We start from the raw sequence: 25,259 nt of genomic DNA, 5'->3' as shown, positions 1-25,259 counted from the left end.
TGCCGTACGGCACGTTCCAATTGGGTGTTACCGCAGACGGGCCATGAGGGCGTGCTCGACCAGCGTGATCAGCGCACTCTTGGCGTCCGCGCGGTGCCGGGCGTCCGTCGTGATGATCGGGGCGTCCGGACCGATCTGCAGCGCTTCCCGTACTTCTTCGGGGGTGTAGGGCTGCTGTCCGTCGAAGCCGTTGAGGGCGATGACGAACGGCAGGCCGCTGTTCTCGAAGTAGTCGACCGCGGGGAAGCAGTCGGCGAGACGGCGGGTGTCCACGAGGACCACCGCGCCGATCGCGCCGCGGACCAGGTCGTCCCACATGAACCAGAAGCGGTCCTGACCGGGCGTACCGAAGAGGTACAGGATCAGGTCCTGGTCCAGGGTGATGCGGCCGAAGTCCATGGCCACCGTGGTGGTGGTCTTGTCGCCGGTGTGCGTCAGGTCGTCGATGCCGGCCGAAGCGGACGTCATGACGGCCTCTGTGCGCAGCGGGTTGATCTCCGAGACGGCGCCGACGAACGTGGTCTTGCCCACGCCGAAGCCGCCCGCCACCACGATCTTCGCGGAGGTGGTGGCCCGGCCCGCGTCAGAGCTTGCGAAGTCCACTGAGCACCCTTTCGAGCAGCGTCACGTCCGGAGCGCCGCCGTTGTTCTCGTCGCCACCCGGCTGGTGGATGGCGACCATGCCGGCCTCTGCGAGGTCGGCGACCAGGATCCGGGCCACGCCGAGCGGCATGGCCAGCAGCGCCGACACCTCCGCGACCGACTTGACCTCACGGCAGAGGTGGCAGATGCGCTGGTGTTCCGGGAGTAGTCCCATGAGCGCTGCCGGGTCGGCCGTGGTGCTGATCAGCGCCTCGATGGCGAGCTGGTAGCGCGGCCGGGTCCGGCCGCCGGTCATCGCGTACGGACGTACCAGCGGCTGGTCGCCCTCGTCCCCGTACGGCTCCGCGTACGGATCATGAGAGGCGGTGGGCGGGGTCATGAATCCTCCGGGCGGGACAGCAAGTCGGTCAGTCGAGCCGTCGGAAGGGGCCGGTGGGGGGATTGTGGCGGCCGGACGGTGTTTTTGTGAGGCGGGTGGTGCCGGGGCCGGTCAGTGAAGCAGACTGCCTTGGAGTTCGGCGCGCAGGTCCGGGGTGAGTACCGCCCCCGCGCGGTCGACCAGCAGTGCCATCTCGTAGCCGACCAGGCCGATGTCGCACTCGGGGTGGGCCAGGACCGCGAGGGAGGACCCGTCCGAGACGGACATGAGGAAGAGGAACCCGCGTTCCATCTCCACGACCGTCTGCGCCACGTTGCCGCCCTCGAAGATCCGGGACGCCCCGGCGGTCAGCGAGGTCAGGCCGGACGCGACGGCCGCCAGCTGGTCGGCGCGGTCGCGCGGAAAACCTTCGGACATGGCCAGCAGAAGGCCGTCGGCGGAGACCACCACCGTGTGCGACACCCCGGGGGTGTTGTCCACGAAGTTGGTGATCAACCAGTTCAGGTTCTGTGCCGCCTGGCTCATCGGACTCAACTAACGCTCCTGCTGGTGAGTGGGGCTCGGGAAGCTGCCGGACTGGCCGTTGCCGGCCTGACGGCCCTGCGCGATGCCCCGACGGAGATTGGTCAGCCGGCCGCGTACGTCGTCAGGCGCACGCGAGACCTGCGGACCGGCTTGGTGCTGTTGCTGCTGAGCCGTGCCCGGGACGAGGTTCGCCCGGGGCACCCGGCGCGGCAGGCCGGAGGTGGTGACGCCGCCCGCCGCGGGCTGCCGTACGCGCTCCGCCTGCCGGACGAGTTCGTCGTTCGGCGAGGTGCGCCAGGAACCGGTGGCGGCGGGACGTTGCGGGGCCGGCGCGGGCGCCTGCTGCTGCGGCGCCGCGGCCGGGGTGCTGTCCGGCTGCCGCTCCTGCTGGTGACCGTGGAACCAGTTGGTCTCCAGCGTGTCGTACAGCGGGGTGCGGCCGTCGCCCGGACCGGCGGCCGGCGGCAGGGCCTCCGGCTCACGGCGGACGGGACGCTGCTGCTGGGGCTGCGGCTGCTGCTGCGGGGCCGGCGGACGGGGCGCGCCGAAGTCGGCGCGGGGGCCGGGCTGCGGGCGCTCGAACTGGCCGGTGTCGGACGGGGACTGGCTGCCGGGCAGCGCGTGCTGACCGGTGGAGCCGCCGTTGTACGCCTGCGGGGCCGCGAACTGGCCGGTGCTCTGCGGGTCCTGCTGCCCGGACGCCGAGGTGCCGAAGACGTCGGAGCGGACGAACTGGCCGTTGTCGCCCTGCTGGCCGTACTGGCTGTTGCCGTCCTGCTGGCCGTACTGGCCGTTGTCCCGCGGTGCGGCCGGACGCTGGAACTGCCCGGTCTGCTGCGGGTTCTCGGCGCCGGGACGCGCGAACTGGCCCGTGGAGCCGTTCATCCCGAAGTCCGGGCGGGGGAACTCGCCGGTCGAGGACGGACCCTGGGAGTCGATCCGCGGCATCTCCGCCGTCGAGCCCGGGCCCTGCCGGTCGTCGAAGCGCGGCATGTGCGAGGTCTGCCCCGGGTCCTGCTCGTCGTGGCCGCGCGGGGCGTCCAGCGAGGCGCGTGACATCGGCGCCTGGGCGTTGCCGCGCCAGTCGGCGGGGTCGGCCTGCGGGTTGCCGCCGGGCAGTTCGGCCCGGGGGCCGCCGCGCGGCGGAAGCTGGGGCTGACGGCCCTGGTCGGGGGCGCCCGCGCCACCGCGCTGCGCCGCCGGACCGCGACCGCCGAACATGTCCTGCTGCGGACCGCCCGCGGCCTGCTGGCCCTGAGCGCCCGGCATCTGACCGCCGAAGCCGCCCGCGCCCGCGCCGGCCGGAGCCGGCCGGCCCTGCTGCGGGCCGCCCGGGCCCTGCGGACCACCCGGACCCTGCGGACCGCGCGCTCCGCCCGGCGCACCGGGACGGCCGCCCTGGCCCGTGCCGGGCAGCGCGGCCCGCGGACCCTGGGCGGAGCCGACCTGGCCACGGGGGCCCTGACCGGCGCCGATGCGCCCGGCCGACGGCGCGCCGCCGAGGGCGCCGCCCTGGCCGCCGCCGTTGTTGCGGCGGGCGGCGGCGACACCGGCCGCGGCCTGCGCGGCGGCGGGGCCACCGGTCGCCGCGGGCGCGCCGGGCTTGCCCGGAGCGGGCTTCTTGCCGCCCTGGGCGACGTCGACGGGCAGCATGACCAGCGCGGTCGTGCCACCGGAGTCGGACGGGCGGAGCTGGATGCGGATGCCGTGCCGCTGCGACAGACGGCCGACCACGAACAGACCCATGCGGCGGGACACCGACACGTCCACCGTGGGCGGCGAGGCGAGCCGCTCGTTGATCGCCGCGAGGTCCTCGGGGGAGAGGCCGATTCCGGTGTCGTGGATCTCGATCAGGACGCGGCCGTCGGGCAGCGCGTGACCGGTGACCTTGACCTTGGTCTGCGGCGAGGAGAAGGAGGTGGCGTTCTCGAGCAGCTCGGCGAGGAGGTGCACGAGGTCGTTGACCACGCGGCCGGCGACCTCGGTGGTCGGCACGGCGGCCAGCTCGATGCGCTCGTACTGCTCCACCTCGGACGCGGCGGCACGGAGCACGTCGACCAGCGGGACCGGGCGGGTCCACCGGCGGCCGGGCTCCTCACCCGCGAGGACGAGGAGGTTCTCGCCGTTACGGCGCATACGGGTCGCGAGGTGGTCGAGCTTGAACAGCGAGGAGAGCTGGTCCGGGTCGGCCTCGCGGGACTCCAGTTCGGAGATCAGCGAGAGCTGACGCTGGATCAGACCCTGGGAGCGGCGCGAGAGGTTGGTGAACATCGCGTTGACGTTGCCCCGCAGCAGGGCCTGCTCGGCGGCGAGGCGGACCGCCTCGCGGTGCACGTCGTCGAAGGCCGCGGCCACCTGGCCGATCTCGTCCCGGGAGTGCACACCGACCGACTCCACGGACGTGTCCACGTCCTGCGGGTCGGACTCGGAGAGCTGCTTGACCAGCTCGGGCAGCCGGTCCTGGGCGACCTTGGTGGCCGTGTCCTGCAGCCGGCGCAGCGAGCGGATCATGGACCGGGCCACGACGAAGGCGCCGACCAGCGAGACGCCGAGCACGATGAGGATCAGCGCACCGGAGAGGATCGCCTCCTGCTCGGAGGACGACTTCAGCTCGCGGGCCTTCTGCTCCATGTCCTCGAGCAGCGAGTGCTCGATGTTCTTCATCTGCTGGATCTTGGTGGAGCTGTCGTCCACCCAGTCGCGGTAGGAGCGCGCGGGCAGGTCGTTGAGGCCGCCGGGCGACTCCAGGACGCGCTTGGCGTAGAGGTCCGCCGCCTGGATCGTCGGGTTGGTGTCCTCGATCGGCTTGAGGAGCTCGTCCGGGTTGTGGCTGCTGTAGATCTTGCGGAAGATCGCGATCTGCGACTTCTCGCTCGAGTACGCCGACTCGCCGTAGAGCTGGTCGTTCTTGGACAGCTCACCCTTGGAGGTGTTGCTGGAGGTCAGGGCCGCCGCGATGACGGCTCGCTGCACGGAGGCGTACTCCTTGGCGCTGGAGAACGCGGCCAGGGCGCGGGTGCGCGAGATCATCTCCGGGTTGCTGGACGCCTCGGCCATCGACTGGGAGAGGTCGATCAGCTGGGTGATCAGCCGGTGGTACGCCTCGACCGTCTGCGTCGAGTTGTTCTTCGACTGGTAGGCGTCCTGGCGGATCTTGGCGAGGCCGTCGAGCTGGTTGGCGAGGCTGACCAGGGTGTCGCGGACGCCCTGGAGGTTGCCGTTCTTGCTCGCCTCGTCGATCTGCTCGGAGGAGTCGAGGAAGTTCTCCCGGGCCCGGTCCGTCTTGTCCTGGTAGCCCTTGACCGTGTAGTCGGTCGACTTCAGGCCGTGCGCCAGCGGGCCGGCGGACTGGTCGCGCTCGTCCTGGAGCGCCATGGCCAGCTCGGTCGCCTGCTTGGTCATGAGCGTCAGCAGCTTCATGTTGTCGAGCTGCTGGATGTCGTCCATCGAGTCGCCGATGCGCAGCGCGCCCAGCGAGGTCGCGGCGACGACGGGGAGCGCCAGCAGCGACACCAGGCGCGTGGAGATGCGCCAGTTGCGCAGTGCCATGCGCGAGCCGGGGCCGCTCGGGCTCTTGCCGGCCGGCTTGGCGGCCGGGGTGGGGTTCTGGGCCTTCGCCGAACCTGCCGGGCCCGCCGTGGACGACGTGCCGGAGCGCCCGGAGCGCTCGCCGCTGTCGCCGGACTGGGCCGGGCCCGGGTTCTGGGCGTGCTGGGGGGAGGAACCGCGGTCGGTCCCGCCGTGCGCCTCCGGCTCCGCCGAAGCGCTGCCATCCCTCTTGAAACGTCCCTGCACTAGCGTCGCAACCTCTGGACCAGGCGCCTCCCCGCGCGAACGGAGAGACACGGTGTCGGCGTCTTGGAGAGCGCCCTGAATACGCCCCCCGGTGGTCTTGAGTGACCCGGCGCTGGTTCCCCCTTCTCGCCGCCACTCGGCGCTGCGTTGCGCCCCCTGCGCGCCGGCTCGATCCCGCGGCGGTCCGTGGAATTCCAGCACAGTGCCGGATCTCCAACAAGGGCCGTGAGCCGAGCTGTGACCTACGTGACGGAACGTGAGGCCCAGGCTACGACCCGTGTAAGTCGATCTCCCGCAAAACGGACGTATCGCGGCGACTCGCCGGTCACCATCCGGTGTCCCAGTCGCCATGATCGGGAGCGGAATGAGCGCTTCAGGGGGTCAATGTCCGTTTCCCTGCAAAGAGGCGTGAGTCGGAATTGCCCGAATTGCCCATGGGGTCGTGAGCAAACTCACATGAAGATCCTGTGGAGTTCACGTCCGTGGCGGGGAATCCGATGTTTAGCCTTGCGCTTTACAGGATGAGATGCCCTGTCAACCCCCACCCTCGGCCACAGGATGACAACGGTGAAGACGACGATGATGTTCCGCAACATAGCCAACCCGCGGCGCACGACGCTGGCGCACCTCGAGGACGCCGACGAACTGCAGACGCCGGAGCTGCCGGAGCACTCCGTCGACCTCCCGGCCCAGACGGCCAACCCGCGGCGCACCGTCCTCATGGAGGTACCGGTCGGCGCCGCCGCGGCCGGCGAGTAGCCGAGCCCGGCACCGGACACACCGAGCGCGGCCCGGAGATCGCATGATCTCCGGGCCGCGCTCGTTTTCCACCGGCATTCTCTCTCCCGCCTCTTTTTCCTCCCGCCCCGGATTCGGCGCCACCGCCACCGGTCCGATACGCGAGCGCGGTGGCCGCGCGTCATTTCGGCGTCCGCGACGGGCGGCGGCGTCCCAGGGCGCCCGCCCCGCCGCCCGGCCCGGCCGCCGTCCTTGGAAGGCCCCTGGCCCGGGCGCCGCACGGCCCCGCCGCGCACGCGGACCCCGCCGCGAATTCCCCGGGTAATCGGCGAATGGCCCGTGCGGGTAATCCCGCGGAATTCGGGATCGCCGCAGGCGGATCCGCGAACCGGAAAAGGACGCCACGCCGCACTGCCCGAACGCCGCGGGGCCCGACCGGTTAACCTGGGGCGTCAGTACGCCGGTTCTAGTTGAGGGGCGCAGGATCCCGTGCGCATCGCCAGGTTCTCCATCGACGGGAACGTAGCCTTCGGCGCGGTCGAGGGCGACAAGGAGGACGAACTCGTCCTCGACATCATCAAGGGCATCCCGTTCGCGGACCACGAGCTGTCCGGCACGAAGGTGCCGCTCAGCAAGGTCAGGCTGCTCCCGCCGGTGCTCCCCAACAAGGTCGTGGCGTTCGGCCGCAACTACGCCGAGCACGCGCGCGAGCTGGGCAACGAGGTGCCCGACGCCCCCTTCGCCTTCTTCAAGCCCTCCACCTCGGTGATCGGCCCCGGCGACGAGATCCGGTACCCGTCCTTCTCGCAGGAACTGCACCACGAGGCCGAGCTGGCCGTCGTCATCGGGCGCATGTGCCGCGAGGTCCCGCGCGAGCGCGTCAAGGACGTGATCCTCGGCTACACCTGCGCCAACGACGTCACCGCGCGCGACGTGCAGCGGCGCGAGAAGCAGTGGGCGCGGGCCAAGGGCTTCGACTCCTCCTGCCCGCTCGGCCCCTGGGTGGAGACGGACCTGGACCTGGAGCGGGCCAACGATCTCACCGTCCAGCTCACCGTCAACGGCGAACAGCGCCAGCTCGGCCGTACGAGCGAGATGATCCACCCCATCGAGGACCTGGTCGTCAACATCTCCGAGGCGATGACCCTGCTCCCCGGCGACGTCATCCTCACCGGCACCCCCGCGGGGGTCGGCCCCCTGAACGTCGGCGACGAGGTCGCCGTCACCATCGAAGGCATCGGCACTCTCACCAACAAGGTTGTCAAGCGTGGCTAGCGCACCCGGCTCCCCCGTACGCGTCCGTTTCTGTCCCTCGCCCACCGGTAACCCCCACGTGGGCCTGGTCCGCACCGCCCTGTTCAACTGGGCGTTCGCCCGGCACCACCAGGGCACCCTGGTCTTCCGCATCGAGGACACCGACGCGGCCCGCGACTCCGAGGAGTCCTACAACCAGCTGCTCGACGCGATGCGCTGGCTGGGCTTCGACTGGGACGAGGGCCCCGAGATCGGCGGCCCGCACGCGCCGTACCGCCAGTCGCAGCGCATGGACCTCTACAAGGACGTCGCCCAGAAGCTCCTGGACGCCGGGCACGCCTACCACTGCTACTGCTCCCAGGAGGAGCTGGACAGCCGCCGCGAGACCGCGCGCGCCGAGGGCCGGCCGTCCGGCTACGACGGCCACTGCCGCGACCTGGGCGAGGCGGAGGTCGAGGAGTACAAGGCCCAGGGGCGCACCCCGATCGTCCGCTTCCGCATGCCCGACGAGACGATCACCTTCACCGACCTGGTCCGCGGCGAGATCACGTACCTCCCGGAGAACGTCCCGGACTACGGCATCGTGCGCGCCAACGGCGCCCCGCTGTACACGCTGGTGAACCCGGTCGACGACGCCCTGATGGAGATCACCCACGTCCTGCGCGGCGAGGACCTGCTCTCCTCCACCCCGCGCCAGGTCGCCCTGTACAAGGCGCTGACCGAGCTGGGCATCGCCAAGGGGATCCCGGCCTTCGGGCATCTGCCGTACGTCATGGGCGAGGGCAACAAGAAGCTCTCCAAGCGCGACCCGCAGTCCTCGCTGAACCTCTACCGCGAGCGCGGCTTCCTGCCCGAGGGCCTGCTCAACTACCTCTCGCTGCTGGGCTGGTCGCTCTCGGCCGACCAGGACATCTTCTCGGTCGAGGAGATGGTCGCCGCCTTCGACATCGCGGACGTGAACCCGAACCCGGCGCGCTTCGACCTGAAGAAGTGCGAGGCGATCAACGCCGACCACATCCGGATGCTGGAGGTCAAGGACTTCACCGAGCGCTGCCGGCCGTGGCTGAAGGCCCCGGCCGCACCGTGGGCGCCGGAGGACTTCGACGAGGCCAAGTGGCAGGCGATCGCGCCGCACGCGCAGACCCGCCTGAAGGTCCTGTCCGAGATCACCGACAACGTCGACTTCCTCTTCCTCGCCGAGCCGGTCTTCGACGAGGCGTCCTGGACGAAGGCGATGAAGGAGGGCAGCGACGCCCTGCTCCGCACGGCGCGCGAGAAGCTGGAGTCGGCGGACTGGACCTCGCCCGAGTCCCTGAAGGAGGCGGTCCTGGCCGCCGGCGAGGCCCACGGCCTCAAGCTCGGCAAGGCCCAGGCCCCGGTCCGCGTCGCCGTCACCGGCCGCACGGTCGGCCTGCCCCTCTTCGAGTCGCTCGAGGTCCTGGGCAAGGAGAAGACGCTGGCCCGCATCGACGCGGCGCTGGCGCGGCTCGCGGCGTAACGGAACACACGTCGAGGGCGGCACCCGGTACGGCCGGGCGCCGCCCTTCGCCGTATCCCTCCCCGGTCCGCGCGCCGGGCGCGTCCCGTGCCCGGACAAGGCGGCCGCCCGCCGGTTACGGTCGGGGCATGAGCATTCGCGCCGTGGTCTGGGACGTCGACGACACCCTCTTCGACTACACCACCGCCGACCGCGAGGGCATGCGCGCCCATCTGGTGGCCGAAGGGCTCCTCGCCGGGTACGGGTCGCCGGACGAGGCGCTCGCGCGCTGGCGGGAGATCACCGACCAGCAGTGGGCCCGCTTCGCCGCCGGCGAGGTCGACTTCGTCACACAGCGGCGCGACCGCGCCCGGGTCTTCCTGGACCGGCCGGAGCTGACGGACGCCGAGGCCGACGACTGGTTCCAGCGGTACGTGCGGCACTACGAGGCCGCCTGGTCCCTGTTCCCGGACGTCCTGCCGGTGCTGGACGCCCTGGCCGCCAGCCACCGGCACGCGGTGCTGTCCAACTCCAGCCTGACCGTCCAGGACCGCAAGCTGCGCCTGCTCGGCGTGCGCGACCGCTTCGAGGCCCTGCTCTGCGCCGCCGAGCTGGGCGTCTCCAAGCCCCGGGCCGGTGCCTTCCTCGCCGCCTGCGACGCGCTCTCGCTCGCCCCGCACGAGGTCGCGTACGTTGGCGATCACCCGGAGATCGACGGCCGGGGCGCCGCCGACGCGGGGCTGCTGTCGGTCTGGATCGACCGCGGCGGCGCCTACGCGACCCTGGACCCGCCCACCGGACCGCACCGCATCGCGTCCCTCTCCGAACTGCCCGGGCTCCTCGGCGCGGATAGTCGTTTTGGAGCCCCGTCCACCTTCAGGTAATGTTCTTCCTGCGCCGCCGGGGAGCGGGCCGAAAGGCCGGAACCGGAGGAGCGAACTAGAACGAGAACCCTTCAGGGGCTTGAGTTCCAGTGGCCTATGGTGTAATTGGCAGCACGACTGATTCTGGTTCAGTTAGTCTTGGTTCGAGTCCAGGTAGGCCAGCTCGCAGAGCTCATCTGCGCCGCGGATCACATCCGCAAGCCCCCGTTGTGTAGCGGCCTAGCACGCTGCCCTCTCAAGGCAGTAGCGCCGGTTCGAATCCGGTCGGGGGTACAGATCCTTCCCGCGAGGAGAGTTCGGGTAGCTCCCCCTCACCTCGATGCAGGATCGCTAGGGCCCCCGTTGTGTAGCGGCCTAGCACGCCGCCCTCTCAAGGCGGTAGCGCCGGTTCGAATCCGGTCGGGGGTACTGACTGGTCTAAACCATCATTGGTCTATGGTGTAATTGGCAGCACGACTGATTCTGGTTCAGTTAGTCTTGGTTCGAGTCCAGGTAGACCAGCTCGGACCTGCGGAAACGCAGTGTCCACGCCCCCGTTGTGTAGCGGCCTAGCACGCCGCCCTCTCAAGGCGGTAGCGCCGGTTCGAATCCGGTCGGGGGTACAACACGAAGGCCCTTCGCTTCGGCGGAGGGCCTTCGCCGTGCCCGGCGCCGGCTACTCGAAGCCGTACCGCCGCGCCGACTCCTCCTCCTGTGCCAGCCGGTGCAGCGCCCGCAGCACCGGTTCGTTGAGGATCGCCCCCAGGACGGCGAACTCCACCCGCTCCGCCTCCGAGGGGTGCGCCTCCATGTTGTCCAGGTCGAGCACGGCGGTCCGGTGCATCAACTCGGCGTACGGGGCGAGCTGTTCGGCCCCCCAGTCGTAGCCGAGCCGGCGGAACGCGGCCACCGCCACCACCAGCGAGCGGTACGCGGGGGAGATGGTCGTCAGCCGCCTGGCGTTCCCCCAGCCGAGCCGGTCGAGCAGGGCGCCGACCTCCTCGTGCGCGGCCCGGACGGCCTCGTCCTCCTCGTCGGGTTCCGGCACCTGCGGCAGCGCCCACAGGGCCGCGCCCAGCCGGATGGTGCGGCCCAGCGAGTCGTCGTCGACGTGGCCCAGCACCTCGCGGACCGTCGCCACCGGGATCCGGCCGACCTGGATCATCGCGCGCACCAGCCGCAGCCGCCGCAGATGCTCCTCGTCGTACTCCGCCGTCGTGGCGTTGATCTGCCGGCCCGGGGCCAACAACCCCTCACGGAGGTAGTACTTGATCGTCGCGGTGGACACACCGCTGCGCTCGCTCAGTTCGGCCAGCCGCATCTCTTGCGCCTCTCCTCGGGGAGTGTCACTATCCAAGCATCAGCCGAATGGATAGTGGTGCTATCCGATCAGTGCGCAGGGGGTCGCGATGTCCGCGAAACCGGTACTCGGCCGCACCACCGCGGCGGCGGAGGGCGACGTGGTCGTCCTCCTGATCGGCATGCGCGTCAACCACTTCTGGGCGGTGCACCAGTGGCTCCCGGTCATGCTGGCGATGTTCCGCATGCTGGGCGAGCTCGCCCGGGACGAGGACCGGGGACTGCTGGGGCGCGTCCTGCTCACGGCCTCGCCGCGGACCTACTACGTCGTCCAGTACTGGGAGTCCAAGGAAAAGCTCTACGCCTACGCGACCGCGCCCGACGCCTTCCACCACCGGGTCTGGGCGCTGATCAACCGCAGGGAGCGGGCCGGGAAGGTGCGCGGGCACGTCGGCATCTGGCACGAGACGTACGTCGTCCCGGAGGGCCGCTACGAATCCGTCTACGGCGACATGCCGGCCTTCGGGCTGGCCGCCGCCCACGGGCAGGTGCCGCTGGAGAAGCGCGGGCGGTACGCCAGGGACCGGTTCGCGTACCGCTCGCAGCGGGCGGCGGAACCCGAGAAGACCGTCTGACGAGGGCGGCGGGGGGACCGGGGGACCCGGGGAGGGCTCGCCGCGGCGTTGGGGCGGGCCCTCCCCGGTGACGTTCCCGGGACGCCCGGGCTCAGCCCGAGCGGCGCAGCGCCTCGGAGAGACGGGCCGCCGCGTCGATGACCGCCTGGGCGTGCATACGGCCTGGGTGACGGGTCAGGCGCTCGATCGGGCCCGACACGGACACCGCGGCCACCACGCGGTTGGAGGGGCCGCGCACGGGCGCGGAGACGGACGCCACGCCCGGCTCGCGCTCGCCGATGGACTGGGCCCAGCCGCGCCTGCGCACACCCGACAGGGCCGTCGCCGTGAAACGGGCGCCCTGCAGACCGCGGTGCAGCCGCTCCGGCTCCTCCCAGGCCATCAGGATCTGGGCCGAGGAGCCGGCCTTCATGGTCAGCGTGGAGCCGACCGGGACCGTGTCCCGCAGGCCGGACAGGCGCTCCGCCGCGGCCACGCAGATCCGCATGTCGCCCTGGCGCCGGTAGAGCTGCGCGCTCTCGCCGGTGACATCGCGGAGGTGGGTGAGCACGGGGCCCGCCGTGGCGAGCAGGCGGTCCTCGCCGGCCGCCGCCGCCAGTTCCGCGAGGCGCGGGCCGAGGATGAACCGGCCCTGCATGTCGCGTGCCACCATGCGGTGGTGTTCCAGGGCCACGGCCAGGCGGTGGGCCGTGGGTCGTGCCAGTCCGGTCGCGCCGACCAGACCCGCGAGGGTGGCCGGACCGGACTCCAGAGCGCTCAGGACGAGGGCCGCCTTGTCCAGAACGCCGACGCCGCTACTGTTGTCCATGCAACGATACTCGCGTCTCACTCTGTGAAACGCAAGTTCAATTTTCCGTGGAACGCGCCACCCTGGAATCACACAGCGGCCCGTGCACCACAGGGCCCGGCGGCGGACGTCCGATACACACCGGGGCGCGGGCGCCGTCACCCCAAGATCTCGAGTTGGGCCGGAGGACGTTCGCCGGCCGGAGGGAAAGCGATGGGTAGGACACTCGCGGAGAAGGTCTGGGACGACCACGTCGTCCGGCGCGCCGAGGGCGAGCCCGACCTCCTCTACATCGATCTGCACCTGCTGCACGAGGTGACCAGCCCGCAGGCCTTCGACGGGCTGCGCAAGAGCGGTCGTCAGGTGCGCCGCCTCGACCTCACCATCGCGACCGAGGACCACAACACCCCGACCCTCGACATCGACAAGCCCATCGCCGACCCGGTCTCCCGCGCCCAGCTGGAGACGCTGCGCAAGAACTGCGCCGAGTTCGGGGTGCGCCTGCACCCGCTGGGCGACGTCGAGCAGGGCGTCGTGCACGTCGTCGGCCCCCAGCTCGGTCTGACCCAGCCCGGCACCACCGTGGTCTGCGGTGACTCCCACACCTCGACGCACGGCGCGTTCGGCGCGCTGGCGTTCGGCATCGGCACCTCCCAGGTGGAGCACGTGCTGGCCACCCAGACGCTGCCGATGGCCCGCCCGAAGACCATGGCCATCACCGTCGACGGCGAGCTGCCCGAGGGCGTCACCGCCAAGGACCTGATCCTGGCGATCATCGCGCGGATCGGCACCGGCGGCGGCCAGGGCTACATCCTGGAGTACCGCGGCTCCGCCATCGAGAAGCTCTCGATGGAGGCCCGGATGACCATCTGCAACATGTCGATCGAGGCCGGTGCCCGCGCGGGCATGATCGCCCCCGACGAGACCACCTTCGAGTACCTCAAGGGCCGCCCGCACGCCCCCGAGGGCGCCGACTGGGACGCCGCGGTCGAGTACTGGAAGACCCTGCGCACGGACGAGGACGCCGTCTTCGACGCCGAGGTCGTCATCGCCGCCGACGAGCTGTCGCCGTTCGTCACCTGGGGTACCAACCCCGGGCAGGGCGCGCCGCTTTCGGCGTCCGTCCCCGACCCGGCTTCGTACGAAGACGCTTCGGAGCGCCTCGCCGCCGAAAAGGCCCTGGAGTACATGGGGTTGGAGGCCGGCCAGCCGCTGCGCTCGATCGGTGTGGACACCGTCTTCGTAGGCTCCTGCACCAACGGCCGCATCGAGGACCTGCGGGCCGCCGCCGAGCTGCTGCGCGGCCGCAAAGTCGCCGACGGCGTACGGATGCTGGTCGTCCCGGGTTCCGCCCGGGTCGGTCTGCAGGCCGTCTCCGAGGGTCTGGACGTGGTCTTCAAGGAGGCCGGCGCCGAATGGCGGCACGCGGGCTGCTCGATGTGCCTCGGCATGAACCCCGACCAGCTGGCCCCGGGCGAGCGTTCCGCGTCCACCTCCAACCGCAACTTCGAGGGCCGGCAGGGCAAGGGCGGCCGCACCCACCTGGTGTCGCCGCAGGTCGCGGCGGCCACCGCGGTCCTGGGCCACCTGGCCTCGCCCGCCGACCTGTCCGACGCCCCCGTGCCCGCTGGAGTCTGAGAGATCATGGAAGCCTTCACCACCCACACCGGCCGGGCCGTCCCGCTGCGCCGCGGCAACGTCGACACCGACCAGATCATCCCCGCCCACTGGCTCAAGAAGGTGACCCGGGACGGCTTCGAGGACGGGCTGTTCGAGGCCTGGCGCAAGGACCCGGAGTTCGTGCTCAACCGCCCCGAGCGGCAGGGCGCGACCGTCCTGGTCGCCGGTCCCGACTTCGGCACCGGCTCCTCCCGGGAGCACGCCGTCTGGGCGCTGCAGAACTACGGCTTCAAGACCGTGATCTCCTCCCGCTTCGCGGACATCTTCCGGGGCAACTCGCTGAAGAACGGCCTGCTCACGGTCGTGCTCGACCAGAAGGTCGTGGACGCGCTGTGGGAGCTCACCGAAGCGGACCCGCAGGCCGAGATCACCGTGGACCTGCAGAGCCGCGAGGTGCGCGCCGCGGGCGTGACCGCCTCGTTCGAGCTGGACGAGAACTCCCGCTGGCGGCTGCTGAACGGGCTGGACGACATCTCCATCACCCTGCGGAACGAGTCCGACATCGCCGACTACGAGGGCAAGCGGCCCGCCTACAAGCCGCGCACGCTCCAGGTCTGACCCGGCGCCCCCGGCAGGTCGACTTTCGGCCACCCCAACACACCGGCTGTACCCCCGATCGCCACGATCGGGGGTACAGCCGTATTCGTACCCGAACGGCCCCGCACCGGCCCCTCGACCCGCGCAACGTCCCACGTTAGAGCGGTGGTTGGCCGGGTAGCCGGACCGCGGGGACGGCGTCCGCGCGAGCGCCGACAGGACTCTCCGGCGCGGCAGTTGCACCCTGCGCAGGCGACAACTCGCCCCAGATGGCACAATCTGTGCATGGAACACGACGGCCAACTCGAGCTCTATACGGCGGTCGCGGACCAACTCAAGGAAGCGCACTCAAGGGTGCGCGCACTGCAAGTCCCGGAGGGCGTACGGATGGCGCTGACCCGGAAGCTGCTGGTCATTACGGCCGCGGCCAAGCACGATCTCGCCGGTGCGGCAAGGCGACTGGAGCGGTTCAACGCGGACCTCGACGAGGGACGGATCCCCGAAGAGGATCACTGAGCGTTCCGGGGCAGCCGATTTCGCTGCGGCACAAGGGTGATAAGCCCGTTTCGTGTTTGATTTGCGGTATATATCTGCCTAACGTGCGAAAAAGCTTGAACACTTTCGTTCTGGCGATGTCTCCGAAGGGGAAGACGTGAACAAGGCGCAGCTCGTAGAAGCGATTGCCGACAAGATGGGCGGCCGCCAGCAGGCCGCCGAGGCTGTCGATCATGTCCTGGACGCCATCGTCCGCGCGGTCGTCGCGGGCGAGCGGGTCTCGGTCACCGGCTTCGGGTCCTTCGAGAAGGTGGACCGCCCGGCCCGTTACGCGCGTAACCCCCAGACGGGCGAGCGGGTTCGCGTCAAGAAGACCTCCGTGCCGCGCTTCCGCGCGGGCCAGGGCTTCAAGGACCTGGTGAGCGGCTCGAAGAAGCTGCCCCGGGGTGGCGAGGTCTCGGTGAAGAAGGCGCCCAAGGGCAGCCTGACCGGCGGCGCTTCCGCCACGGTCAAGAAGGCCGCCGCCAAGAAGACGACGAAGGCGGCCGCCGCGAAGAAGGCCACCGCCAAGAAGGCGGCGCCGGCCAAGAAGACCACCGCCGCCGCGAAGAAGACCACGGCGAAGAAGACCACCGCCAAGAAGGCCCCGGCGACCGCCAAGACCGCCGCGGCGAAGAAGACCACCGCGAAGAAGGCGACGGCCCAGAAGGCCCCGGCCAAGAAGGTCACCGCCAAGAAGGCCCCGGCCAAGAAGTCGACGGCCCGCAAGACCACCGCCAAGAAGGCCACCGCCCGCAAGGCCTCCTGAGGCCGCCAGGGCACTCACGCGCCGGGCCGGACTCCCCTGGGGAGCCCGGCCCGCGGCGTGTGTGCGGCCTTGATCAACACCCCTAGAACGTCTGCAGGGTCACCAGGGTGATCCGCACGGCCGCGCCCTCGCGCTCCGTCTCGATCCGCACCCGCTGCCCGGGCCGCAGCAACCGCAGCCCGCCCGCGTCGAACGCCGCCGCGTCGAAGGGCAGTGGGGTCCCGTCGTCGAGCAGCACCTGCCCGCTGCGGGTGCCGGAGTCGTACGTGTAAGCGGTGGCCTGCATGACGGCCAGCGTAGTGCCTGACGACCACCCGCCGTCGGGCCGCGGTACGCGCGCCGAGGCCGGTCCGTCGTGGCGGTTCGCGCCGTTCCCCGCGCCTTTCGGTGCGCCGTTCAGGACCCCGGGATCAGCAGCCCCGCGGACACCGCCGCCGTGTACGGCCCCACCCCCAGCGCCAGCGCGGCCCGCAGATCCTCACCGGTGTCCACGTCCTGCCGTACGGAATTCACCTCCGCGAGCCCGAGTTCCGCCGCACCCGACGCCCGGTGCCGGGCCCGGGAATCGGTGCCGAATGCCGGCCGCAACGGCCGTCCCGGCGCCGCACTCAGCAGAGTCGTGCCCACCGCGGCCGCGTCCGCGAGAAAGGCACGCGGATATTCGGCCGCCGCGTCCAGCACCCGGGACAATTCCATTGGGCGCAGCGCCGGGAGATCCGCGTTCAGCGCCGCGACCGCGGCGGCCGGGCGCGATTGCCGTACGACCGAGGCCCCGTGCCCGAGCGCGGCGTTCAGCCCGCTGCCCGGTGCGTCCGGGACGATGCGGGCGCCCAGTGCCCGGAGCGTCCGCTCCGCCAGCTCGTCGTCCGTGACGACCACCACATCCTCGACCGCCGCGCAGGCCAGCGCCGCGGCCACCGTGTCCTGCGCGAACGCCAGCGCCAGCCCGGGGCGCACCCCGTCCGCCGCGGTGTCCGCGAGCCTGCTCTTGGCCCGCGCCAGAGGCTTCAGGGGGATGACCAAGGTCCACTGCACCGGCGTACCGTCCCTCTCTTGTCGCGCTCATTGTCACCCGGCCGCGTCCGGCCGGGCGGGCTACCGGTGCGGACGCGACGCTCACGGCGGGGCGGTGGCCGGGGACGGGCGGGCGTACGGTGTTCTCGACAGACCGGCCGCCTGGGGCGACACTTGTGCGGCCCCCCGGCCGAGGTGCCGAGGTGACAGCCCTTAGAGGCCTAGAGGAAGGTGTCCGCGTGCCCCGCCGCCAAATCGGGTTCTGGTACCGCTTCGCTGCGGTCCTGTGCAAACCGCCGCTGGTGGTTCTGATCAAGCGGGACTGGCGCGGAATGGAGCACATTCCGGCCGAGGGCGGATTCATCACCGCGGTGAACCACAATTCACACGTGGACCCCTTCGCGTATGCGCACTATCAGTACAACACCGGACGGGTTCCGCGATTCCTGGCGAAGAGCGGCCTTTTCAAGAAGGGATTCGTCGGCGCCGCCATGCGCGGCACCGGGCAGATCCCCGTCTACCGCGAGAGCACGGACGCGCTCAGCGCGTTCCGGGCCGCGATCGACGCCGTGGAGCGCGGCGAGTGCGTCGCCTTCTACCCCGAGGGCACCCTCACCCGCGACCCCGACGGCTGGCCCATGACCGCCAAGACCGGCGCCGCCCGCGTGGCCCTGCAGACCAAGTGCCCGGTGATCCCGGTCGCCCAGTGGGGCTGCAACGAACTGCTGCCGCCCTACGCCAAGAAGCCCCACCTCCTGCCGCGCAAGACGCACCGGGTCCTGGCCGGCCCGCCCGTGGACCTCTCCCGCTTCTACGACAAGGAGATGACCGCCGACGTCCTCAGGGAGGCCACCGAGGTCATCATGGCGGCCATCACCCGCCAGCTCGAGGAGATCCGCGGCGAGAAGGCGCCCGACACCCCCTACGACCCGCGCCGCGAGCGGATCGAGCAGCGCCGCAGGACCGCCGCGCAGGCCGCGCGAGCTGCGGCCGGCGCCGAAGAGGCCGCCGCCGGCCCGGAGGCCGCGCAGGCCGGCCGGGAAGTCTCGCGGACCGGCACGGAAGAGGAGAGCGGCAAGTGAGCAAGACCGTCCGTGCCGCAGTCATGGGCACCGGCTCGTGGGGCACCGCGTTCGGCATGGTTCTCGCCGACGCGGGCTGCGAGGTGACCCTGTGGGCCCGCCGCCCGGAGCTGGCCGAGGCGGTCAACTCCACCCGCACCAACCCCGACTACCTGCCCGGCGTCGAACTCCCGCGCAACCTCCGGGCCACCGCCGACGCCGCCGAGGCGCTGCGCGGCGCGGACTTCACCGTCCTCGCCGTCCCCTCGCAGACCCTGCGCGCCAACCTCGCCGAGTGGACCCCGCTGCTCGCCCCGGGCACCGTGCTCGTCTCCCTGATGAAGGGCGTCGAACTCGGCTCCACCATGCGGATGAGCGAGGTGATCGACGACGTCGCGAAGGTCGGCGCCGACCGCATCGCCGTCGTCACCGGGCCCAACCTGGCCCGGGAGATCGCCGCCCGCATGCCCGCCGCCGCCGTCGTGGCCTGCACCGACGAGGCCGTCGCCCGGCGGCTCCAGGCCGCCTGCCACACGCCGTACTTCCGGCCGTACACCAATACCGACGTGATCGGCTGCGAACTCGGCGGCGCGGTCAAGAACGTGATCGGCCTCGCGGTCGGCATCGCCGACGGCATGGGCCTCGGCGACAACGCCAAGGGCTCGCTCATCACCCGCGGCCTCGCCGAGACCACCCGGCTCGGCATGGCGCTCGGCGCGGACCCGCTGACGTTCTCCGGACTCGCGGGCCTCGGCGACCTGGTGGCCACCTGCTCGTCGCCGCTGTCCCGCAACCACACCTTCGGCACCAACCTCGGCAAGGGCATGACCCTCGAGCAGACCATCACGGTCACCAGGCAGACCGCCGAGGGCGTCAAGTCCTGCGAGTCCGTGGCGGATCTGGCCCGCCGGCACGGCGTCGAGATGCCCATCACCGAGACGGTCGTGGACATCGTGCACGAGGGCAAGCCGCCGGTGGTCGCCGTCAAGGAGCTGATGTCGCGCAGCGCCAAGCCCGAACGGCGCTGAACCCCCGGTCCGCGCGGCGCCGCGCCTCCGTCCGCGCGACGCTGAGCGACCGTCCGTGCGACGCTGAGCGACCGCGCCGGAGCGGCCGCTGACTTGGGGGATACCACCGGGTACTCTCAACGCGATATGAGCACCGAGAACCTCCCCCAGAGCCCTGACCAGCCGTCCCGCAAGCCGCGTGTGGCCGTCGTGTTCGGCGGGCGCAGCTCCGAGCACGGGATCTCCGTGGTCACCGCGGGCGCCGTCCTCAAGGCCATCGACCGGACGAAGTACGACGTCCTGCCGATCGGCATCACCGCGGACGGCCGTTGGGCGCTGACGGCCGACGAGCCGGACCGGATGGCCATCACCGACCGCCGCACCCCGAGCGTGGCGGAGCTGGCCGAGTCGCACGAGGGCGGCGTGGTGCTCCCCGTCGACCCCGCGAACCGCGAGGTCGTCTACAGCGAGCCCGGCTCGGTGCCCAAGGCCCTCGGCGAGGTCGACGTCGTCTTCCCGGTGCTGCACGGGCCGTACGGCGAGGACGGCACCCTGCAGGGCCTCCTGGAGCTGTCCGGGGTGCCGTACGTGGGCTCGGGCGTGCTCGCCTCGGCCGTCGGCCAGGACAAGGAGTACATGAAGCGGGTGTTCACCTCCTTCGGGCTCAAGGTCGGCCCGTACCTGGTGATCCGCCCCCGCGAGTGGGAGCGGGACGAGTCCGCGGCCCGCAAGCGGATCGTCGACTTCGCCGGCGAGCACGGCTGGCCGCTGTTCGTGAAGCCCGCGCGCGCGGGCTCCTCCATCGGCATCACCAAGGTCGACGGCCTGGCCGGCCTCGACGAGGCGATCGCCGAGGCCCAGTCGCACGACCCGAAGATCCTGGTCGAGGCCGCCGTGCGCGGCCGCGAGATCGAGTGCGGCGTGCTGGAGTTCGAGGACGGGCCGCGCGCCTCCGTGCCGGCCGAGATCCCGCCGCCGGACGCGCACGCGTACTACGACTTCGAGGCCAAGTACATCGACTCCACGCCCGGCGTCGTCCCCGCTCCGCTCACCGACGAGGAGACCGCCGAGGTGCGGCGACTCGCGGTCGAGGCGTTCGAGGCGGCCTCCTGCGAGGGCCTGGTCCGCGCCGACTTCTTCCTCGACGAGGACGGCGAGTTCGTGATCAACGAGATCAACACCATGCCCGGCTTCACGCCCATCTCGATGTACCCGAAGATGTGGGAGGCCACCGGGATCAGCTACCCGGAGCTGGTGGACCGGCTGGTGCAGGCGGCCCTGCGCCGCCCGACCGGACTGCGCTGACCCCGCACGCTCACCGCATGGAGGCGATCCCCACGGGGATCGCCTTCTTCACGGCTCCCGCCAGTTCCGTGAGCACCGAGGCGCCCTCGTCCTGCGCCGACATCCCCGCGGGCAGGCTCACCTGCGCGTAGGCCACGCGGTTCGCCGTGGTGAACCGCCAGGTGCCGTCGCCCTGCTTCTCCATCAGCCAGCCCACACCGTTCACCTCGCCCGCGACGGCGTCCGGATCGCCGCCCTCGGCCACTCTGGGGTCGACCATCTTCGGCGGCCGTACGACACCGCAGCGCAGTATGATCGCCGGGCTTCCCCAGCCCGCCGTGTAGGCGGACCGGGGCTCGGGGTCGTGACGGCTCCGTCCGTCGAGCTTCCCGGGCAGCGCCCGGTGCAGGTCCCGGCAGACCTTCGCCGTCTTCGCGTCGGGGGTGGGAACCGCGACCGTGGAGCTGTCGTCCGCTGTGGAACAGCCCGCGACCGCGATCAGCAGCGCGGGCGCGAGCAGACCGAACGGCCGGTGGCGGAAGAAGTTCACCGGCCAAGCGTAGACGGGGGCTACAGATGGACGACCGGGCAGGTCAGGGTGCGGGTGATGCCGTCCACTTGCTGGACCTTGGCGACCACCATGCGGCCGAGCTCGTCGACCGTGTCGGACTGGGCGCGCACGATGACGTCGTACGGTCCCGTGACGTCCTCGGCCTGGATCACTCCAGGGATCTTGCCGATCGTCTCGGCGACGGTCGACGCCTTGCCGACCTCCGTCTGGATCAGGATGTACGCCTGTACCACGGAACCTCCAGGGCGGCCACGAGGATCATGTGGGGAAAAGGAACGCCACGGTATCGCGTCGCCGCTCCTCGCGGGGAGACCCGCGGGGACCGGGCTTGCGCGCCAGGGGTGCAGGCACGACAGAAGTTGACGGTCACCTCGACGGTATCGGGGAGACTGAGGACGCGCGACCGGGCACGCAGAGGCACAGAAGGGGCTTGAGGCAATGAAGGGCACAGTGGGTGAGCTGGGTGAGTTCGGGCTCATCCGGGAGCTGACCTCCCGTCTCACCACGACCCCGGTGGTCCGGGTCGGCCCCGGTGACGACGCCGCGGTGGTCGCCGCGCCCGACCGCAGGGTGGTGGCGAGCACCGACATCCTGCTGGAGGGACGGCACTTCCGCCGCGACTGGTCCACGGCGTACGACGTCGGGCGCAAGGCCGCGGCGCAGAACCTGGCGGACATCGCCGCGATGGGCGCCGTGCCGACCGCGCTGCTGCTCGGCCTGGTCGTCCCGGCCGAACTCCCGGTCACCTGGCCGACCGAGCTGATGGACGGGCTGCGCGACGAGTGCCAGGTCGCCGGCGCCGCCGTGGTCGGCGGGGACGTCGTGCGCGGGGACACCATCATGGTGTCGATCACCGCGCTCGGCGACCTGCGCAACCAGGAGCCGGTGACCCGGGCCGGCGCCCAGCCCGGCGACCTCGTGGCCGTCACGGGCTGGCTGGGCTGGTCCGCGGCCGGCTACGCGGTGCTCTCCCGCGGCTTCCGCTCGCCGCGCGCCTTCGTGGAGGCGCACCGGCGCCCCGAGCCGCCGTACCACGCGGGTCCGGCCGCCGCCGCGCTCGGCGCCACCGCGATGTGCGACGTCAGCGACGGCCTGATCGCCGACCTAGGGCACATCGCCGAGGCCAGCAAGGTGCGCATCGACGTCCGCTCCGGCGCGATCGACATCCCGACCCAGATGAACGACATCGGGCAGGCCGTCGGCGTCGACCCGCTCCAGTGGGTGCTGACCGGGGGAGAGGACCACGCGATCGTGGCCACGTTCCCGCCCGACGCCAAGCTCCCGGCCCGCTGGAAGGTCATCGGCGAGGTCCTCAACCCCTCGGCGCTGCCCCAGGTGACCGTCGACGGCGCCCCGTGGACCAGCAAGGGCGGCTGGGACCACTTCGGGGACATCGAGTCGTGATCCCCCGGGTGCTCACGGTCGCCGGGTCCGACTCCGGCGGCGGCGCGGGCGTGCAGGCCGACCTGAAGACGATGCTGGCGCTCGGCGTCCACGGGATGAGCGTGATCACCGCGGTGACCGCGCAGAACTCGCTGGGCGTGCGGGGCGTCTGGGAGCTGCCGGTGGAGGCCGTACGGGCCCAGTACCGCAGCGTCGTCGACGACATCGGCGTACAGGCCGTCAAGACCGGGATGCTCGCCTCGGCCGAACTGGTCGAGGCGGTGGCCGAATTGATCTCCGGCACCGACGCACCGGCCGTGGTGGACCCGGTGGGCGTCTCCAAGCACGGCGATCCGCTGCTCGCCGCCTCCGCCCTGGACTCGGTCCGCGGCCGGCTGCTGCCGGTGGCGACCGTCGCCACGCCCAACCTCGACGAGGTGACCCAACTCACGGGGATCAGGGTCGAGTCCGAGGGCGATCTGCGCCGGGCCGCGGCGGCCGTGCTGGAGTACGGGCCGCGATGGGTGCTGATCAAGGGCGGCCATCTGTCCGGCGACGCGGTGGACCTGCTCACGGACGGCTCGCAGGAGCACTGGCTGCGGGCCCCGCGCCACGACAACCGGCACACGCACGGCACGGGCTGCACGCTCGCCTCGGCCGTGGCGTCGGAGCTGGCGAAGGGCCTGACCGTGCCGGAGGCGGTGACCCGGGCCAAGGAGTACGTGACCGGGGCGATCGCCGCCGGATTCGCGCTGGGCGCCGGCATCGGACCGGTGGACCACGGGTGGCGGTCGCGCTCACCGGAGTGATCCCGGGTACGGCGGAGTGATCCCGGGTACGGCAAAAAGCCGGCCCACCCGGAGGTGGACCGGCTCAGTGCAGCGAACCAGCAGTGGCCGCGCGCTCAGCTATGCGTCAGCGCGAGACCTTGCCGGCCTTGATGCACGAGGTGCAGGCGTTCACGCGCTTCGGCGTCCCGCCGACCACGGTACGCACACGCTGGATGTTCGGGTTCCAGCGGCGGGACGTACGGCGGTGCGAGTGCGAGATGTTGTTGCCGAAGCCCGGCCCCTTGCCGCAGACGTCGCAGTTGGCAGCCACGGGTCACTCCAAAGACTTCAGATGCACTTACGGTTGATCCCGGCATGCCGGGATCGAGATCCAGGGATCTGAGATCTTGAGTGGCGTTGCCAGGGGGAATGGCCCGACCAGGATCGGGCAACCGGAGCAGCATACAACGGCTGCGTCCGTACCGCGAAACTACCACGGCAGCTCAGGGGTCCGCTCCCGGCCCTCTTCCGGAGGCCACCGCTCCGGGGTCTACGCTGCGTCCACGTCCGAGCAGCTCAGGGAGGCGCAGGTGGCGCAGGTGCCGCAGACACTGGACGCTCTCGCGGTGCGCACCTGGTGCGGTCTGGCGCTGCGCGCGCTCGGGCGGGCGCGCGAGGAGATCGACGCGATCAACGTCTATCCCGTGGCCGACGGGGACACCGGGACCAACCTCTACCTGACCGTGGAATCGGCCGCCACCGCCGTCGAGGCCGTGTTCGCCGGGTACGGGACCGGGACCGAGGAGCCCTCCCTCGCGGACGCCGCGCGCGCGATGGCCCACGGGGCGCTCATCGGGGCCCGGGGCAACTCCGGCACGATCCTCGCGCAGCTCCTGCGGGGGATGGCCCAGGTGCTCGCCGGGGGAGAGGCGGGCGAGGCGTCCCACTGCGACGGCGCCGGGCTGCGCCGGGCCCTGCGGCACGCCGCCGACTCCGCCCGCCGGGCCGTGGCCCACCCCGTCGAGGGCACCGTGCTCACCGTCGCCGCGGCCGCCGCGGCCGCCGCCGAGGAGATGGAGGGCGACTGCGGGGCGGTCGCCCGGGCCGCCTACGAGGGCGCCGGCCTGGCCCTGGCGCAGACCCCGGACCGGCTCGCCGTGCTGCGCCGGGCCGGAGTGGTCGACGCGGGCGGCCGGGGACTGGTCACGGTGCTCGGCGCGCTGGTGGAGGCCTGCACGGGAGAGGCGGTCAACGAGATCACCCGGGCGCGGGAGACCGTCCGCGAGTCCGCGGCCGCCGTCGCCGAGGCGCACGCGCGCGTGGAGGCCGTCTCCGGCGCCGGCGCCTGCGCCGACGGCGCCGAGGACGACGGCCCCGCCTACGAGGTGATCTACCTCCTGGAGGCCGGCGACGAGGCCGTGGCCCGGCTGCGCGCCCGGCTCGACGCCCTCGGCGACTCCCTCGTCGTGGTCGGCGGCGACGGACTGTGGAACGTGCACGTGCACGTCGACGACGCGGGCGCCGCCGTGGAGGCCGGCGTCGAGGCCGGCCGGCCGTACCGGATCCGGATCACCCACTTCGGGGCCGGGGACGTGCACACCGGCGGCGAGCGGCCGCCGCGCGAGCGCGCCCAGCGGGCGGTCGTCGCGGTCGTGCCCGGTGAGGGCCTGGCCGGGCTGTACGGCGAGGCGGGCGCGACCACCGTGCTCGCCCGCCCCGGGGAGCCGCCCGCCAGCGGTGAGCTGGTCCAGGCCGTACGGCGTGCCCACGCGCGCGAGGTGGTGCTCCTGCCCAACGACGCCGAGCTGCGCCACACCGCCGCCGCTGCCGCCGAGCAGGCCCGCGCCGAGGGCATCCGGGTCGCCCTGATCCCGACCCGCTCGGCGGTCCAGGGCATCGCCGCGCTCGCCGTGCACGAGCCGGAGCGCCGCTTCGACGAGGACGTCGTCCAGATGACCTCGGCGGCGGGCGCCACCCGGTACGCCGAGGTCATCGTCGCCGAACGCCAGTCCTGGACGTCGGCCGGCATCTGCCAGGCCGGAGACGTGCTGGGCCTGATCGACGGCGACGTGGCGGTGATCGGGCCGGACCTCACCGCCACGGCCGAGACCCTCCTGGACCGCATGCTCCGGTCGGGCGGCGAACTCGTCACCCTCGTCGTCGGCGACGAGGCCCCCGAGTCCGTCGCCGCCCACCTGGAGACCCACGTCCGCGAGTCCTACCTGGCGGTGGACACCCTGGTCTACCGAGGCGGCCGGCAGGGATCCCCGCTGCTCATCGGCGTGGAGTGACCC

General features: G+C 71.8%; 26 protein-coding genes and 5 tRNA genes. 20 read left to right on the top strand and 11 right to left on the bottom strand.

What is annotated here, in order from left to right; translation table 11 throughout:
* Nucleotides 1-27: 27 nt before the first annotated feature.
* The 4 genes from ACFYU0_RS29060 to ACFYU0_RS29045 all read right to left on the bottom strand — a co-directional run bounded on the left by ACFYU0_RS29060 (nucleotide 28) and on the right by ACFYU0_RS29045 (nucleotide 5,302).
* Nucleotides 28-603: an ATP/GTP-binding protein gene (locus ACFYU0_RS29060; RefSeq protein ID WP_351664410.1), complete on the bottom strand. Its 576-nt coding sequence runs from the start codon at nucleotides 601-603 to the stop codon at nucleotides 28-30.
* A complete protein-coding gene (locus ACFYU0_RS29055) occupies nucleotides 584-982 on the bottom strand; it encodes a DUF742 domain-containing protein (RefSeq protein ID WP_143635912.1) in 399 nt (132 codons plus the stop codon). The genes ACFYU0_RS29060 and ACFYU0_RS29055 overlap by 20 nt, the downstream gene beginning before the upstream one ends.
* A gap of 111 nt (nucleotides 983-1,093) precedes the next feature.
* Nucleotides 1,094-1,507, bottom strand: coding sequence for a roadblock/LC7 domain-containing protein (locus tag ACFYU0_RS29050; RefSeq protein ID WP_003973453.1), 414 nt, complete (start codon nucleotides 1,505-1,507; stop codon nucleotides 1,094-1,096).
* A gap of 9 nt (nucleotides 1,508-1,516) precedes the next feature.
* Nucleotides 1,517-5,302: a nitrate- and nitrite sensing domain-containing protein gene (locus ACFYU0_RS29045; RefSeq protein WP_389304972.1), complete on the bottom strand. Its 3,786-nt coding sequence runs from the start codon at nucleotides 5,300-5,302 to the stop codon at nucleotides 1,517-1,519.
* Nucleotides 5,303-5,869: 567 nt separating this feature from the next.
* Here ACFYU0_RS29045 and ACFYU0_RS29040 point away from each other — a divergent pair.
* The 9 genes from ACFYU0_RS29040 (at nucleotide 5,870) to ACFYU0_RS29000 (ending at nucleotide 10,257) form a co-directional block, all read left to right on the top strand.
* Nucleotides 5,870-6,061 carry a hypothetical protein gene (locus ACFYU0_RS29040; protein WP_351664614.1) on the top strand — a complete coding sequence of 64 codons (192 nt, stop codon included), beginning with the start codon at nucleotides 5,870-5,872 and terminating at the stop codon, nucleotides 6,059-6,061.
* Nucleotides 6,062-6,529: 468 nt separating this feature from the next.
* A complete protein-coding gene (locus tag ACFYU0_RS29035) occupies nucleotides 6,530-7,315 on the top strand; it encodes a fumarylacetoacetate hydrolase family protein (protein ID WP_351664406.1) in 786 nt (261 codons plus the stop codon).
* Nucleotides 7,308-8,792, top strand: coding sequence for a glutamate--tRNA ligase (gltX, locus tag ACFYU0_RS29030; protein ID WP_389304969.1), 1,485 nt, complete (start codon nucleotides 7,308-7,310; stop codon nucleotides 8,790-8,792). Before ACFYU0_RS29035 ends, gltX begins: the two co-directional genes overlap by 8 nt.
* Before the next feature lie 128 nt (nucleotides 8,793-8,920).
* Nucleotides 8,921-9,655 carry an HAD family hydrolase gene (locus tag ACFYU0_RS29025; RefSeq protein ID WP_389304967.1) on the top strand — a complete coding sequence of 245 codons (735 nt, stop codon included), beginning with the start codon at nucleotides 8,921-8,923 and terminating at the stop codon, nucleotides 9,653-9,655.
* Between the two features lie 90 nt (nucleotides 9,656-9,745).
* A tRNA-Gln gene (locus ACFYU0_RS29020) sits at nucleotides 9,746-9,817 on the top strand.
* A gap of 38 nt (nucleotides 9,818-9,855) precedes the next feature.
* Nucleotides 9,856-9,928: transfer RNA gene (locus tag ACFYU0_RS29015), tRNA-Glu, on the top strand.
* A gap of 62 nt (nucleotides 9,929-9,990) precedes the next feature.
* A tRNA-Glu gene (locus ACFYU0_RS29010) sits at nucleotides 9,991-10,063 on the top strand.
* Between the two features lie 21 nt (nucleotides 10,064-10,084).
* Nucleotides 10,085-10,156 (top strand) — tRNA-Gln (locus ACFYU0_RS29005).
* A 28-nt stretch (nucleotides 10,157-10,184) separates the two neighbouring features.
* Nucleotides 10,185-10,257: transfer RNA gene (locus tag ACFYU0_RS29000), tRNA-Glu, on the top strand.
* Between the two features lie 53 nt (nucleotides 10,258-10,310).
* On the opposite strand, the gene ACFYU0_RS28995 is transcribed toward ACFYU0_RS29000, so the two are convergent.
* On the bottom strand, nucleotides 10,311-10,955 hold the full coding sequence (locus ACFYU0_RS28995; protein WP_389304965.1) for a MerR family transcriptional regulator: 645 nt from the start codon (nucleotides 10,953-10,955) through the stop codon (nucleotides 10,311-10,313).
* A gap of 88 nt (nucleotides 10,956-11,043) precedes the next feature.
* On the opposite strand from ACFYU0_RS28995, the gene ACFYU0_RS28990 reads away from it, so the two are divergent.
* Nucleotides 11,044-11,568, top strand: a complete 525-nt coding sequence (locus tag ACFYU0_RS28990) for a DUF4188 domain-containing protein (RefSeq protein WP_389304963.1) — start codon at nucleotides 11,044-11,046, stop codon at nucleotides 11,566-11,568.
* 91 nt (nucleotides 11,569-11,659) lie between these two features.
* On the opposite strand, the gene ndgR is transcribed toward ACFYU0_RS28990, so the two are convergent.
* The gene (gene ndgR / locus ACFYU0_RS28985) at nucleotides 11,660-12,376 is read right to left on the bottom strand and encodes an IclR family transcriptional regulator NdgR (RefSeq protein WP_009320373.1); all 717 of its coding nucleotides are present in this window, start codon (nucleotides 12,374-12,376) and stop codon (nucleotides 11,660-11,662) included.
* Nucleotides 12,377-12,568: 192 nt separating this feature from the next.
* On the opposite strand from ndgR, the gene leuC reads away from it, so the two are divergent.
* The 4 genes from leuC (at nucleotide 12,569) to ACFYU0_RS28965 (ending at nucleotide 15,875) form a co-directional block, all read left to right on the top strand.
* Nucleotides 12,569-13,993, top strand: coding sequence for a 3-isopropylmalate dehydratase large subunit (leuC, locus tag ACFYU0_RS28980; RefSeq protein WP_351664395.1), 1,425 nt, complete (start codon nucleotides 12,569-12,571; stop codon nucleotides 13,991-13,993).
* A 6-nt stretch (nucleotides 13,994-13,999) separates the two neighbouring features.
* Nucleotides 14,000-14,593, top strand: a complete 594-nt coding sequence (gene leuD / locus ACFYU0_RS28975) for a 3-isopropylmalate dehydratase small subunit (RefSeq protein WP_351664393.1) — start codon at nucleotides 14,000-14,002, stop codon at nucleotides 14,591-14,593.
* Between the two features lie 264 nt (nucleotides 14,594-14,857).
* Nucleotides 14,858-15,088 carry a hypothetical protein gene (locus tag ACFYU0_RS28970; protein WP_351664391.1) on the top strand — a complete coding sequence of 77 codons (231 nt, stop codon included), beginning with the start codon at nucleotides 14,858-14,860 and terminating at the stop codon, nucleotides 15,086-15,088.
* A gap of 136 nt (nucleotides 15,089-15,224) precedes the next feature.
* Entirely contained in the window at nucleotides 15,225-15,875 is a 651-nt protein-coding gene (locus ACFYU0_RS28965; RefSeq protein WP_389304960.1) for an HU family DNA-binding protein, read from the top strand.
* Nucleotides 15,876-15,957: 82 nt separating this feature from the next.
* Here the strand turns inward: ACFYU0_RS28965 and ACFYU0_RS28960 are convergent, their stop codons facing one another.
* Both ACFYU0_RS28960 and cofC read right to left on the bottom strand, forming a co-directional pair.
* On the bottom strand, nucleotides 15,958-16,161 hold the full coding sequence (locus tag ACFYU0_RS28960) for a hypothetical protein (RefSeq protein WP_351664387.1): 204 nt from the start codon (nucleotides 16,159-16,161) through the stop codon (nucleotides 15,958-15,960).
* 110 nt (nucleotides 16,162-16,271) lie between these two features.
* Nucleotides 16,272-16,910: a 2-phospho-L-lactate guanylyltransferase gene (cofC, locus tag ACFYU0_RS28955; RefSeq protein WP_351664385.1), complete on the bottom strand. Its 639-nt coding sequence runs from the start codon at nucleotides 16,908-16,910 to the stop codon at nucleotides 16,272-16,274.
* Between the two features lie 218 nt (nucleotides 16,911-17,128).
* On the opposite strand from cofC, the gene ACFYU0_RS28950 reads away from it, so the two are divergent.
* The 3 genes from ACFYU0_RS28950 to ACFYU0_RS28940 all read left to right on the top strand — a co-directional run bounded on the left by ACFYU0_RS28950 (nucleotide 17,129) and on the right by ACFYU0_RS28940 (nucleotide 20,262).
* Entirely contained in the window at nucleotides 17,129-17,971 is an 843-nt protein-coding gene (locus ACFYU0_RS28950) for a lysophospholipid acyltransferase family protein (protein ID WP_389304957.1), read from the top strand.
* The gene (locus ACFYU0_RS28945) at nucleotides 17,968-18,978 is read left to right on the top strand and encodes an NAD(P)H-dependent glycerol-3-phosphate dehydrogenase (RefSeq protein ID WP_351664381.1); all 1,011 of its coding nucleotides are present in this window, start codon (nucleotides 17,968-17,970) and stop codon (nucleotides 18,976-18,978) included. Before ACFYU0_RS28950 ends, ACFYU0_RS28945 begins: the two co-directional genes overlap by 4 nt.
* A gap of 126 nt (nucleotides 18,979-19,104) precedes the next feature.
* Complete coding sequence (locus tag ACFYU0_RS28940; protein ID WP_351664379.1) at nucleotides 19,105-20,262, top strand: D-alanine--D-alanine ligase family protein; 1,158 nt, start codon at nucleotides 19,105-19,107, stop codon at nucleotides 20,260-20,262.
* A gap of 10 nt (nucleotides 20,263-20,272) precedes the next feature.
* Here ACFYU0_RS28940 and ACFYU0_RS28935 read toward each other — a convergent pair whose 3' ends face one another.
* Both ACFYU0_RS28935 and ACFYU0_RS28930 read right to left on the bottom strand, forming a co-directional pair.
* Entirely contained in the window at nucleotides 20,273-20,791 is a 519-nt protein-coding gene (locus ACFYU0_RS28935; RefSeq protein WP_351664377.1) for a DUF3515 domain-containing protein, read from the bottom strand.
* A gap of 20 nt (nucleotides 20,792-20,811) precedes the next feature.
* On the bottom strand, nucleotides 20,812-21,045 hold the full coding sequence (locus ACFYU0_RS28930) for an Lrp/AsnC family transcriptional regulator (protein ID WP_143635949.1): 234 nt from the start codon (nucleotides 21,043-21,045) through the stop codon (nucleotides 20,812-20,814).
* A 205-nt stretch (nucleotides 21,046-21,250) separates the two neighbouring features.
* Here ACFYU0_RS28930 and ACFYU0_RS28925 point away from each other — a divergent pair, with 205 nt between their 5' ends.
* Nucleotides 21,251-22,216 (top strand): thiamine-phosphate kinase, encoded by a 966-nt coding sequence (locus ACFYU0_RS28925; protein WP_351664375.1) that lies wholly within the window; start codon nucleotides 21,251-21,253, stop codon nucleotides 22,214-22,216.
* Nucleotides 22,213-23,004 (top strand): bifunctional hydroxymethylpyrimidine kinase/phosphomethylpyrimidine kinase, encoded by a 792-nt coding sequence (thiD, locus tag ACFYU0_RS28920; protein WP_389304953.1) that lies wholly within the window; start codon nucleotides 22,213-22,215, stop codon nucleotides 23,002-23,004. The genes ACFYU0_RS28925 and thiD overlap by 4 nt, the downstream gene beginning before the upstream one ends.
* Nucleotides 23,005-23,110: 106 nt before the next feature.
* Here thiD and rpmB read toward each other — a convergent pair whose 3' ends face one another.
* Nucleotides 23,111-23,296: a 50S ribosomal protein L28 gene (gene rpmB, locus ACFYU0_RS28915; protein ID WP_003993230.1), complete on the bottom strand. Its 186-nt coding sequence runs from the start codon at nucleotides 23,294-23,296 to the stop codon at nucleotides 23,111-23,113.
* Between the two features lie 259 nt (nucleotides 23,297-23,555).
* Here rpmB and ACFYU0_RS28910 point away from each other — a divergent pair, with 259 nt between their 5' ends.
* Nucleotides 23,556-25,256, top strand: coding sequence for a DAK2 domain-containing protein (locus ACFYU0_RS28910; RefSeq protein ID WP_389304950.1), 1,701 nt, complete (start codon nucleotides 23,556-23,558; stop codon nucleotides 25,254-25,256).
* The last annotated feature ends 3 nt before the right edge of the window (nucleotides 25,257-25,259 follow it).

This window comes from Streptomyces sp. NPDC003720 (genome assembly GCF_042875075.1).
GTDB lineage: Bacteria > Actinomycetota > Actinomycetes > Streptomycetales > Streptomycetaceae > Streptomyces.
This window is presented reverse-complemented; position numbering and strand designations above follow the sequence as displayed.